The following is an 11,946-nucleotide window of genomic DNA, read 5'->3' as shown; positions in this document are numbered from 1 at the left end:
ATCACTTACGCTTTCTTCTCCGGCGGGTTGTCCTTGCGCGGCTGGGCGGGCTGCCCGCTGTTCGGCGCAGAAGCCGGTTCGGGCTTGACCAATACGATATCCTCCGCCTTGATATACCAGTCTACATCTGCGTTGTCGCCGAACGTCGCGTGCGCCACAGCGCCGAATTTCGCGCCCACGAGGTCTACCACCGCATTATACGGATAGTCCCGGACCGGGACGCTGGCCGGGATACTCACCTGGATCATGCGGCCCTGCGTTTTGCTTTTCAGATCGTAGGTACGTTCTTTTACCACATCCGACCGCGTACCGTCCTCATTCTGCACATAGACCTCACGGCGCATGGAAGAAAAGCGCAGCTCACCCAGCGTAGGGACATGTCTCCCTGTAAATCCATTTCCGAATCTTGCCATAAACAATACCCGTCCTTTCTTCCTTACGCCTTGATGATATCATCCGCGTGGATAATAAAATCTATATAACCATTCCCGTTGATCGCGTAACCTTCCGCCGTCACCCACGGGTTGACAAGCTGCACCGGCTCCATATAGTCAAAATGTTTTTCGCCCGCCTGCGCCGGGATCACGACTTCGATATCGTCCGCACGCTGTACATCCGAAAACAGCTTGTACCGCCGCTGGACAACAACTTCCTGCCGCCCGACACGCTTTTTATCTTCACGGCTGGCCTGTTCCGGCCCGCCAAATTCCAGATTGCCAAGGTCTTTTTCCTTGTCCGGGACTACAAACAGTAAATTCATAATGTTACCTCCAAACTGCTGTTATGGTTTATTCTGTCATTACTTCTGCGATACCCGCCATGATATACTCCGCGCAGGGCAGGGCGATCGCGTTGCCGAGCGCAAAGCAGCGGGCATGGTTGCTGATGGGTTCATCCTTGCAGCCGTATGCCGTCCAGCCCTCGGGCAGGCCCATGAGCCGTTCACATTCCAAGGGCGTAAGGTCACGGATAAAACCGTCCTGCTCTTTTCCCTCATACCAGAATGCGAAGGGCTGACCTACACTGGCAAGCAAAGTTGGGAAGGGTTCGCCGTTTCTGCCGAAACACGTGCGGAAACCTTTTTGATCGCCCTGCTTTGCCATTGACCGCATCCGCCGGAGCTGGAAGGGACGCACGACGGGTACCTGCCGCCCTGCTTGAGCAGCAGGTATTCGATCTCCGCGGGCGGCGGGCAGCCTGCTTTCGCCGCAAGGCGCAGGATACGGGAGCATACTGCGGGGCTTAAATAATACTTCTGCGGCACGTTCTCCTGCAAAATCCGCCACGACGAACACCCGCCGCCTACGCTGCGAAAGAGCGGGTTCTCCCCAATACTGGGCGTCCATGAGCCGCCAAGCGGTATCAGCCCGTCCCCCTCGCACCATTCCGGCGTGCGCCCAGATACCACTATCAGGCATTGGAATCTCGGTACCTGTGAATGCGTGGAGCACGGCTGCAAAATCCAGCCGGTCATTTGACACAAAAGCTCCCGCGACGTTCTCCCAGACAGCGAAAGCTGGATACCGGTTATCTGTTGCATTCCTCATTTCCTCAATAATACGCATGGCCTGATAGAACAGGCCGGATTTACTGCCTGCCAGACCGGTACGGTTGCCGATCTGCGACAGATTTTGGCACGGCGAGCCGAACGTGACCACATCCACGGGCGGTATTTTGCCGCCGTCTATCTGCGTAATATCGCCCAGATGCAGCATTTCAGGGAAATGCCGCTTGGTGATGGATACCGGCGCTCTGGCGATCTCGCTGGCCCACACGGGGACAATGCCACAGCGGGACGCGGCGAGAGGGAACACGCCGATGCCGTCAAAGAGACTGCCGAGTTTAAGTGCGGACACGGCCGGACCTCTTGCGCCCCCGCGCCCGCACGCCGTCCATGCTGTTCCACTTTGGGGATTTCCCACGGATGCGGGAGAAGCAGTCACAGCGTTCGTCCGGGTCCAAATTCGCCCCGCAGTAGGGGCAGGTGTGATAGTACATAAGCTGTCCTCCTTTTGATGGTTGGTTGATGGCCTGCACAGATCCCGGCGGCGGGCGGGCATGGTGAGTGACGATCTCAGGGCATAAAAATAACCGCCCGGACAGGGCGGTTCGGTGGATTGTTCGGTTGTTCATAAACTTATTCTTTCTACATAATATTTTTGTCACACATGATTCACCTTGACAAAAAAGGCAATCTAAGATATCCTTTTATTAGAAAAAGCAGAATACAGAATTTTAACATAATTTCTAACATCAAAAGATATTTCAAAGGAGATTTGCTACATGGGTATGATTATTGAGTTTAATTGGTTTATGGTTGTCGCTAATGAAAATAAAATACTTGAAGAGCAAGAAAACCTATTCTATACAATAAAGAGTGAAAAACGCATTTATCCAATAGGTTTCCAAATTCCATTAATCGTTAAAGAACAGGGTTGCATCGGCATGATAAAAGTTTTAAAAACTGTTATTAATGAAAAAGAAACAAGGATTTATTTCAATAAAACTGAGTCTTTTGATATGAAGAGTGCAGTAGCCACTCATTACTATGAAAGATATTTAGATTTCAAAAAACGTGAGAAAGAAATAAATCCTTGATTCATATCACCATAATTATTATATCTGTGGCACCCTAATCTAAGTTTTTATGGTATATCATTGAGCTATGATATAAATTCCATAAAATTGAAGATCGGGGTGTCGTATTTTTAGATATGATGATGGAGGTCATTATGCTAGGAATGCGAGGATTTTATATCACTAAGGCCGAATATGATTCAATACGAAAAAATCTGGTATCTAACAACAATCAACTGATAAAAATTGCATTACAGAATCTTATTACTAAGTTAGAATATGGTCAACGTATGAATAATGTCTGTTCAAAAGATTTATGTGCAGTACTATATGATGTTGTTCAGAACGATGATTATAAAATCAGGAAATGGGCATATCACCTCATTGTTTACAAACAAAATCGTGCATTGGTAAATCGTTGCATTCATAACTTGAAATCTGGATTCGAAAAAGATGCAGAAAATATTAGTTGGATATTGGCGATTGTGTCAAGATCTTATAACTCGGATATGCTTCACGAGTTATATAAAAAATGTCCAGATACAAAAATATCACAGCAAACATATACTTTATGCTCTACCTTGTTTTCTTCAAATTCAAATATGCTTAACGCTCAAGAAATCAATCATATTGTTGATGGGGAAGATTTTCTGTCTAAAATGTGGTTAACCAAAGTTTTTGGCTGTAATTATAATCGACAAAAAAAGAGAGATTATTCGAATTTGATCAACGCTAACGTGATGAATTCTTTGTTGCAAGATACCAGCATTCAAAGATATGCTTTATGGGCCTTTTCTACTTTAGAAAAAGTCAATGTAAAAGTAATTGAAATCAATCCATATGATGCAAAAAAATTACCATCTAAAAGTCTAGCATGGTACTATACAGGATTATTTAAAGATGAAAATTATATTCAAGAAAATGTGGATCATATTATAAATATTCTTGAAGACTTTCTGATTTACCCTCAAGTTGTGCAAATGGGTATATTAAGAGGCATTTGTAGTGCACATTATCCATTAGGGGAAATGTTATATCCAATAGCAAGTGCATTTTTAGAATTAGATGAGAACGATGATAAACAGTTACCCTTGGTGATACTATTTATTCAAATTCTAATTGATCATGAAAAAGAAAGCGGGGAAATCACCAAAATATTGAAAGATTATAGCGATTCAACAACTTGTGATGAATTGAGAAGATTATTATGGTATCGTGAAGGGATAATCACGGAGGAATCTAATATGGGAATAGTTATCAACGGGAATGTTGGAAATATTCAAAATAATGAAGGAATATCAATGGCAAACCAAAATAATATTTTATTTTATACAGAATCCGATTCGACATTAAATCCGCAGTCTATTCAGCAAGATGTAAATCAAATAAAAGAAAAAGTCGTTGCCGGTGAATTTGATGGATATTTTGAAGGCGAAAACGATGAGTTAGAGGCGCTTTTTGAAAAAGTGCAATATGGATTTAATTCGGCAAAACGTAGCAACGTAGTTAAGGAAAAAGAGGTTCTGGAACTACTATCTAAAGTAGAAGTCGATTTAAGAGAATTGGCACATGAAAGTAAAACGGACAAGAAAAAATCACGATTCTCTGATATGCTATCAAAGGTTTCACAAATTTGCTCGATATCCGTCAACGCACCAAAGCTGTGGCCCTTGTTAAAAGATGCAGTGGATTTTATCAAACAGTTTTTGCATATTTTGGAAATTTAATCAATTTTTACACAGGGAGACTAGAGCCTTAAATCTTTATTTTAATGCAAACTCGCCCATCCCCATCTTAGATATACGGACGAGATCATCTAAAAAATGACATCAATTTCGTTAAAATAGTGTCATTTCATGTTAGCTGCTGCTGCCACCTGGATTTTGACACCACAAATGACACCAGAGATTTCGGCTACTATAATTTTGAAACGGCCTGAAACGGTGCTTTTCGTAGATCCTTTACACTGCATTATTGAAACTTCTGATTTCAAAATTACAGACTGTAAGCATTTTAAAGGGGAAATGCTATACTTTTGTTCTACCTTTGAACTTTTCGTATAATTGAAGGGAAACTGCTTTTGAAAAACTGCGGTTTTCCTTCCTCTTTGGACTCCTACCTTTCCCTTGCTTCCTAATCTGACGCAGATTACCGACATGTGACCGCTCCGAAACAGGGGTACGGCAGAGGATTTTTTCTCTGCTACAGACGAACTACCTTCGGAGTTCGTCCTCTTGAGCAACCTGTTCGCAGTGTCAGATACCGTTCTGCTACACATGTGGTTTCATCTACGCAGGCGCAACATACCCGTGTCGCGCAACGCCTTAACACGTTATACCGCACGGCACCTACGAATTAAGCATTTGGTACAATTTATCCTCGCAGGTCCTGTCTATTATAACGCGCTCACGAATTGCGCGGCACGGTTATGCCGCGCCTGCGCAGAGTAGCCTGTATGTGTAGCAGAACGGTATCCGGCACTGCGTATAGGTTTCGGCATGGGAGCACACTGTGCTCCCCTACGGTAGAAAGAATCCTCTGCCGTTCCCCTATTTTCGAAGCGGTCACATGTCGGCAATCTGCGCCAGACTAAGAAATAAAGGGAAACGGGAGTTAAGAGGGTAGAAACCGCAGGTGTCTACCCTCTTGCCCCGCCGCGGGGCGCGGCACGTTCCCGCCGCCGCAGACGGCGTACTCCCCCCCGCTGAGGTTAAGCGAAAAACTCCCCGCCCGTCAGGGGCGAACACGCTAACGCAGTTCGTATGCCCCGCCGAGTCGGTGCCGAGAAAAAAAGAGAACCCTCTCACGAAGGTTCTCTAAAAAATCAGGTTTTTCGTTTTCGGAAGTACCCGAGGTACATAACCGCTGCCGCCATGCTCCAGAAATACGCCATCATATACGGCACCTCGAAGATATTCTCGAAGTAGCAGTGCACCAGCACGCCGCACATACCTGCGAACATGGAAACTGCCAGCACGCGCGTGCGGTCGCCCTTGGTGTAGCCGGTACGGCCGATCGAGCGCAGGCTCCACAGCACCAGACCGAACAGCAGCAGGATGAAGAACGCCAGACCGAGATAACCCATCTCGACCAGCGTTTTCAGATAATAGTTATCCATGTAGAAGTAGGAGAAATCCTTGGTCTCCTCGATGACCTTGTTCTGCATGGCAACCGCGCCGCCGAAGCGGCCGAGGCCGAAGCCGAGCACCGGATCGCTCTCCTGCAGCAGTTTAAGACCCTTGGACCAGCGAATAACACGACCTGCACGGCGGCTTGCCGCAAGGTAATCCGCGGTAAACAGATAGGTAATACGGTTCGCAATAGACGGGATTGCCAGCAGTGCACCGACACCGGCCACGCCCATCAGTGCGATCAAACGACGATCCAGAAAGATGGCGAAGATCACAACAGCTACTGCCAGACCGCCCCAAGCACCCTTGGAAAAGGTGAAAATGCAGCTCAGGCACATCATGCCGGTCGCGCAGATAGCCAGCACCTTGACCCACATTTTACTGCTGTAATATGCAAGTCCTGCCACCATCGGGGCAAACAGCACCAGCAGACTGCCCATGATATTCGGGCTGCCGGTGAGCGAGTACACACGCGTACGCACGCTGGCCTCGGTCTGGGAGACCCAACTCGACGGGATCGGCGCGGCTACGATATACTGATAAATACCGTGCGTCGCAATGCAGAGCGCCATCACGACGAGCGCACCGTAGAATACCGCGAAATCGCGGTCGTTCTCAATCAGGCGGGTGACGAGGAAGAACCAGAACAGGTACTCCACAACCGCACGGTAGCCCGCTACCGCGATATGCGTATTCGGAGAAACCGCACACATCAGGAAAAAGCCGACCGCGATGAACAGCAGCAGATATGCGTCCACCGGCGTAGCACGCGAGCCGAGCGGCGCACGCTTCATCGCCATGTGCCACAGGATGTACGCAAATGCAGCAAGCATCAGACACTCATCCCACACGGATGCCACAAACGACGGCAGATAACCGGCGTCCGACACCCAGCGGACAGCGGAATCGAGCGGCAGATACATCGCCAGACAAATCAGCAGCAGACCGCGCATGCCGACGAACCTGCAGGCTCTGCCGATCAGGCCGCCGCCTGCGACACGCTCGATCGGCCGCCAGACAGCAAGGCAGATGCGGTAGATCAGGCTGTTTGCCGCAATTCCGCCCAGTTTTTCGACAAACCGGCGCAGCGCTGCCAGAATCCGCGCATAAATGCTGTTCGCCGAGGTACATATCGGTGCCGCGCAGAATTTATTCCACAGACGGCAGAACACCGAGCTTGGGTACGCCTGCCGGATACGGTTAAAGAATCCCGCGATAGCGCCCTCGTGGTACCATGCGCGCAGACACATCAGCAGCCGCACGAACAGACTGTTTTCAAATAACGCTTTCATAGGCTTTAATTATCCGCAATATCGACCGAATCAATGTTGCCGGTCGTCTCAAAATCGTTGGTCTTTACAATGAATGTACGGCCTGCGCGCACCTCCTGCGTACCGATGGCCGGTGCAGGTGTGCCCTTGGAAACCTTGGTCGTGATGGTGAATACCAGATCCTTCTTCTCCGGATCGGTTGACGTTACAATGCGGCCGTCAGCGGTGGTAACCTGCTGATTGTAATCCTCGATCTTCATATCAGTAATCTGCGCATTGACATAGCTGTTGCCGTTTACCAGCGACTTGCCTACCTGACTGTTGCGCTGCACCTCGTTTACCAGGAACGGCGTTGCACCGCGTACGCGGACGGTCATCGTCAGGGAGACCTGCGGAGACGCAACCTCCTTGATCTGCTTGGAAAACAGCTTGTAGCCGACACCGGCTACGACAGCGATCGCAGCGACCAGCACCAGCAGATCGACAACATTGATGATGCCGAACAGCTTGCCCTTTTCGTTAATGATCTTCATAAATTTCCTCCGTTGGCAAATGGATTTCGTGTTTCACTGTGTCATTATACCATAAGGAGCGTTAAAAGTTAAGTGTTATCTTTGTGGCGAAACAAATCAACAAGGAAAGAGCGGAACTCGATTTTCTCGCTGTTTCCCGCATCCTCACCTGCCGCCTCCTCGCAGGTGATGGAAAACGCCGTACACCACCATGCCGCACGAGGACTCTGCGGCGCAAACGCCGACCAGAACAGCACAAGAACCGCTGTCAGCACTGCCGCGAGAGCCTTTCTATCCTGTTTCTGCATAACAAAACCGCCTTTCTGCATCCGGTGTACCCAGTATGCCCGAAAGGCGGCTTTCTATACCCGTTTAATTGCAGGTTTCCGTCAGGAATGTATCTGCGAAACGGCGACGCAGCATTTTCGCTGCCGTTTTGGCGCGGCTCTCATCCGAGAACAGGCCGTACACGGTCGGGCCGGAGCCGCTCATCAGCGTGCCGTCCGCACCGTTTTCTGCGAGAAACGACTTGATTTCGCCGATCTGGCGGCGTTTTGCCGCCGTAACGGTCTCCATCACGTTGGACAGGTACGCGCACACGCCCTCATAATCTCCCTGATCGAGTGCGGCCATCATACCCTTGTTGTCCGGATGCTCGAGGATATCCACGCTGTCGATTTCCTGATAGACCTCCTTGGTCGGCACCGCAAACGGCGGCTTGCACAGCACGACCCAGCAGTGCGGCATATCGGGCAGCAGGCTCAGCTCCTCGCCGATGCCCTGCGCCAGCATGGTGCCGCCGCGCAGGCAGAACGGTACATCGGCACCCAGTTTAAGTCCCATCTCGCACAGCTCGTCGTCGGTCAGACCGGCTGTATGCAATGCGTTAAGCGCACGCAGTACAGCCGCCGCGTCCGTCGAGCCGCCTGCCAGACCTGCCGCAACCGGAATGCGCTTTTCGATATGAATCTCGCAGGTTTCGAGTAGTGCGCCGGTCTCCTTGTAGAACAGCTCCGCCGCACGGTACGCCAGATTGCGCTCGTCGGTCGGCAGAAACGGCAGGCTGCAGCTCAGCACGATGCCGCGCGGCTTTTTCTCTCCGTGAATGGTGGTAACGCGCACGGTATCGTGCAGCGCGATCGACTGCATGACCATCTCCACCGTGTGGTAGCCGTCCTCCCGCCGTCCGGTGACGTCGAGCGTCAAGTTGATCTTTGCACGGGCACGAACAGTCGTATCCGCGTGTGTAATTTCCTGTTTTCGTCTAAAAAGCATGTTGTTTCAGCCTCTACATTTATTTCAGTGCGATCTGCACCGGTTTGCGCTCACGGAACACGGTAACGTGGGTAAAGCCTGCGTCGAGTGCATTCTTCACGCAGTCGTCTACGCCGCGCGCCACGGTGTCCAGCGTGTGCGAATCCGAGCCAATCGAGATACGCTCGCCGCCCATGCGCTTGTATTCGTACAGAATATTCTGCGGTGGACCGACTTTTTTCTGCCAGCCCGCAATGCCGGCAGCATTCAGCTCAAGCGCATAGTCATGGTCGATGCACGAGCGCAGCACCTGCTGTACGCGGTCCATATAATTGTCAAACGACGGGATATAGTCGCCGTGCTTCATCACGCGCAGCGGATAGTCAATATGCGCCAGCACATCAAAGCCGCCGTGCTCCTCGAGCAGCAGCAGCTGATCGAAATACTCGTGCAGGAACTTGTCGCAGTCCATATTCGGAAAGTCGTGAAAGTAGATATCCAGATCGTTCGGCATAGCATGCAGCGATCCGATGACCATATCGAACGGATGCGTGCGGACAAAATCGTCCGCGTCCGGTGTGGCGTGCATCTGGCCGATCTCCATGCCCGCCAGAACCTCAATACCGCCGTTCCCTGCCGGACGGCGCTTTTCCCATACCTCGCGCGCACAGGCTTCCGGGTCACGGTTGTCGCGCGTGCCGCCCGAACGCAGAAAATCCAGATGATCGGTAATGCCGATGATATCCAGCCCGGCCTGCTCGCAGGCGTGAATTTTATCGTCGATGGACTGCGGATACTGGGCATCGGCTGAATATCCGGTGTGCATATGCAGGTCTACCCGCATGGACGTTCCTCCTTATAGATAATTGAACACGGTCTGCACAAAGCAGGCGACAATCAGCAGAAACATGCCTGCATTCTGCAAAACGGCTTTGAGCGACGGCGCACAGGGTCCGTGCAGCCAGACCTGCTGTTTTCTGCCGCGAACGAGCAGGATCATGCCGATCACCAGCATCGCCATCCAGAACAGGCCGAGCGCCGACTGCGCGGCTATGGTATCCGGCAGCAGCATGGGCACCACCGAGCCGATGATGTTGAACAGCATGTGCAGCAGCACCGAGGTACGCAGCAGTCCGGTGCGGTAGTACGCGTAGGACAGCAGCAGACCGAGCGCAAAGGCGTAGAAAAACTGCTCCAGATTGGCGTGATACAGGCCGAACAGCAGTGCAGAAATGAAGGCGCCCGGCTTCTGCCCGTACCGCGCAAGACGGCCGGCCAGCAGACCGCGGAACACCAGCTCCTCACACAGCGGACCGATGATGCAGGCACCAAGAACGATGGCCGCCATCGGCATCTGCGAAAAGCTCTCGTCCACCATGCCGACCGGATCACGTCCGGTCAGAGCGTAGACCATGTCGTTGATATTCGTGCCGATGAGCGAACCGAGCCACATCAGCGCACAGCCGATGACAAACCACCGGCCCATGCGCTTTGCGCCTGCCCGCTCCCTGCAGAACGGCATCGGCGGTGTTTTGCGCCATATACAGAACACAATCGGCAGCGATACTGCATAATGTCCGACGAGCAGCAGCAGATAATACAGCGTTTCCGGCATGCGGAACGGCAGTATCCAGCCATCCAGCCAGTACAGGCCGAACTGCCAGAGAATCGACCACAGCATGATCGCCAGCGCGGAAAATCCCAGCTTCGAGCAGTAGCGGCGCTCCTGCGGGATATCAATTTGCTCCATAAAAGTTTCCTCTCCGGGCAAAAACAGAGGCGGAGCCTATGCTCCGCCCCCATATTTGTCTAATTGACGAAAGGCTTACTGAGCCTTGGCCTCGTTTACCAGACGCTCGGTATCCTTGGCGATCATAAGCTCCTCGTTGGTCGGAATAACCAGAACGCGAACGCGTGCCCAGTCGATGGAGATATCCATCTGCTTGCCGCGGTACTTGTTCTTCTCCGGGTCGATCTTGATGCCGAGGTACTCGAGGTGCTCGCAGACATCCCAGCGAACCGAGCGGTCGTTCTCACCTACGCCTGCGGTGAAGATGATCGCATCTACGCCGCCCATCTCGGCAACGTAGGAACCGATGATCTTCTTAACGGACAGGTTGAACATATCCTTAGCCAGCGCTGCACGCGCGTTGCCGTCAGCAACAGCAGCATCCAGATCACGGAAGTCGGAGGATACGCCGGAGATACCCAGCATACCGGACTTCTTGTTCAGGATATTGATGACCTCGTGTGCATCCATGTGCTCGTGCTCAGCCAGGAACTCGATGATAGCCGGGTCGATGTTGCCGGCACGGGTGCCCATCGGCAGACCGTCCAGCGGAGTGAAGCCCATGGAGGTATCGAAGCTCTTACCGCCATTGATTGCGCAGATAGAAGAACCATTGCCGAGGTGGCAGGTGATCAGGCGCAGCTCCTCGAGCGGACGACCGAGCATCTCAGCAGCCTGCTGAGAAACATACTTGTGGCTGGTGCCGTGGAAGCCGTAACGACGGATCTTGTACTTCTCGTAGTACTCGTACGGAATTGCGTACATGTAGTGGGACTGCGGCATGGTCTGGTGGAATGCAGTATCGAATACTGCAACCATCGGAACGTCCGGGCCCATAACCTCGCGGCAAGCCTGGATGCCGGTCAGGTTAGGCGGATTGTGAAGCGGTGCCAGCGGTACGCAGTCCTCGATAGCCTTGAGGACCTTCTCGGTGATGATAACGCTGTCCGAGAAGAACTCGCCGCCGTGTACAACGCGGTGACCTACTGCGTCGATCTCGCTCATAGAGGAGATTACACCCTTTTCCGGATCGAGCAGAATGTTGATAACAGACTGGATCGCTTCCTTGTGGGTGGGCATTGCGATGTCAAACTTGAACTTCTCATCGGACTTGTTGCCGGTGTGGGTCAGCACACCGTCGATGCCGATGCGCTCGCACAGACCCTTCGCCATTACCTCGCCCGACTCGGTGTCGAGCAGCTGGTACTTCAGCGAAGAACTGCCAGCGTTGATTACCAATACTTTCATTTGCGAAAACTCCCTTATGCCGTATTTGGCGGCTTGCATAAAGCCGCGGAAGCCTATATAATAATGCTATATTTTTATTCTACACGATTCTTTGCAAATGTACAACCCCTTTTTCGAGGTTTTTACCTTGCAGACCGCTGTCATCTCACTGAAAGGAGCACCGT

At 51.4% G+C, this 11,946-nt stretch carries 13 protein-coding genes; 2 read left to right on the top strand and 11 right to left on the bottom strand.

The window, feature by feature from the left end; genetic code table 11:
• Nucleotides 1-5: 5 nt before the first annotated feature.
• Genes DW724_RS04250 through DW724_RS15545 form a run of 4 tightly spaced genes read right to left on the bottom strand, consistent with a single transcriptional unit; the run spans nucleotide 6 to nucleotide 1,998 of the window.
• Complete coding sequence (locus DW724_RS04250; protein ID WP_117492384.1) at nucleotides 6-413, bottom strand: YdcP family protein; 408 nt, start codon at nucleotides 411-413, stop codon at nucleotides 6-8.
• Nucleotides 414-436: 23 nt separating this feature from the next.
• Nucleotides 437-760, bottom strand: coding sequence for a YdcP family protein (locus DW724_RS04245; protein ID WP_117492386.1), 324 nt, complete (start codon nucleotides 758-760; stop codon nucleotides 437-439).
• Nucleotides 761-788: 28 nt separating this feature from the next.
• Nucleotides 789-1,856, bottom strand: coding sequence for a DNA cytosine methyltransferase (locus tag DW724_RS04240; RefSeq protein ID WP_117492388.1), 1,068 nt, complete (start codon nucleotides 1,854-1,856; stop codon nucleotides 789-791).
• Complete coding sequence (locus DW724_RS15545) at nucleotides 1,843-1,998, bottom strand: hypothetical protein (protein ID WP_158557260.1); 156 nt, start codon at nucleotides 1,996-1,998, stop codon at nucleotides 1,843-1,845. The genes DW724_RS04240 and DW724_RS15545 overlap by 14 nt, the downstream gene beginning before the upstream one ends.
• A 285-nt stretch (nucleotides 1,999-2,283) precedes the next feature.
• On the opposite strand from DW724_RS15545, the gene DW724_RS04235 reads away from it, so the two are divergent.
• Nucleotides 2,284-2,598 (top strand): DUF2584 family protein, encoded by a 315-nt coding sequence (locus DW724_RS04235; RefSeq protein ID WP_117492390.1) that lies wholly within the window; start codon nucleotides 2,284-2,286, stop codon nucleotides 2,596-2,598.
• Nucleotides 2,599-2,732: 134 nt separating this feature from the next.
• The gene (locus DW724_RS04230) at nucleotides 2,733-4,304 is read left to right on the top strand and encodes a hypothetical protein (protein ID WP_117492392.1); all 1,572 of its coding nucleotides are present in this window, start codon (nucleotides 2,733-2,735) and stop codon (nucleotides 4,302-4,304) included.
• 1,097 nt (nucleotides 4,305-5,401) lie between these two features.
• Here DW724_RS04230 and DW724_RS04225 read toward each other — a convergent pair.
• From DW724_RS04225 to DW724_RS04195, 7 genes are all read right to left on the bottom strand, one after another.
• Nucleotides 5,402-7,000 (bottom strand): O-antigen ligase family protein, encoded by a 1,599-nt coding sequence (locus tag DW724_RS04225; RefSeq protein WP_118760782.1) that lies wholly within the window; start codon nucleotides 6,998-7,000, stop codon nucleotides 5,402-5,404.
• A gap of 5 nt (nucleotides 7,001-7,005) precedes the next feature.
• Nucleotides 7,006-7,512: a DUF4330 domain-containing protein gene (locus DW724_RS04220; protein WP_118760781.1), complete on the bottom strand. Its 507-nt coding sequence runs from the start codon at nucleotides 7,510-7,512 to the stop codon at nucleotides 7,006-7,008.
• Between the two features lie 68 nt (nucleotides 7,513-7,580).
• Nucleotides 7,581-7,799 (bottom strand): hypothetical protein, encoded by a 219-nt coding sequence (locus tag DW724_RS04215; RefSeq protein ID WP_118760780.1) that lies wholly within the window; start codon nucleotides 7,797-7,799, stop codon nucleotides 7,581-7,583.
• A 64-nt stretch (nucleotides 7,800-7,863) separates the two neighbouring features.
• A complete protein-coding gene (gene ispE, locus DW724_RS04210) occupies nucleotides 7,864-8,766 on the bottom strand; it encodes a 4-(cytidine 5'-diphospho)-2-C-methyl-D-erythritol kinase (RefSeq protein WP_117751096.1) in 903 nt (300 codons plus the stop codon).
• Between the two features lie 19 nt (nucleotides 8,767-8,785).
• On the bottom strand, nucleotides 8,786-9,589 hold the full coding sequence (locus tag DW724_RS04205) for a PHP domain-containing protein (protein WP_118760779.1): 804 nt from the start codon (nucleotides 9,587-9,589) through the stop codon (nucleotides 8,786-8,788).
• Nucleotides 9,590-9,601: 12 nt separating this feature from the next.
• Nucleotides 9,602-10,495, bottom strand: coding sequence for a CPBP family intramembrane glutamic endopeptidase (locus DW724_RS04200; RefSeq protein WP_118760778.1), 894 nt, complete (start codon nucleotides 10,493-10,495; stop codon nucleotides 9,602-9,604).
• 75 nt (nucleotides 10,496-10,570) lie between these two features.
• On the bottom strand, nucleotides 10,571-11,782 hold the full coding sequence (locus DW724_RS04195) for an acetate/propionate family kinase (protein ID WP_117489821.1): 1,212 nt from the start codon (nucleotides 11,780-11,782) through the stop codon (nucleotides 10,571-10,573).
• Nucleotides 11,783-11,946: the final 164 nt, after the last annotated feature.

The sequence above is a fragment of the Butyricicoccus sp. AM27-36 genome (assembly GCF_003480945.1).
GTDB classification, from domain to species: domain Bacteria; phylum Bacillota; class Clostridia; order Oscillospirales; family Butyricicoccaceae; genus Agathobaculum; species Agathobaculum butyriciproducens.
Note: the sequence above shows the minus strand (reverse complement) of the source record. Positions and strands in the feature narration are given on the sequence as shown.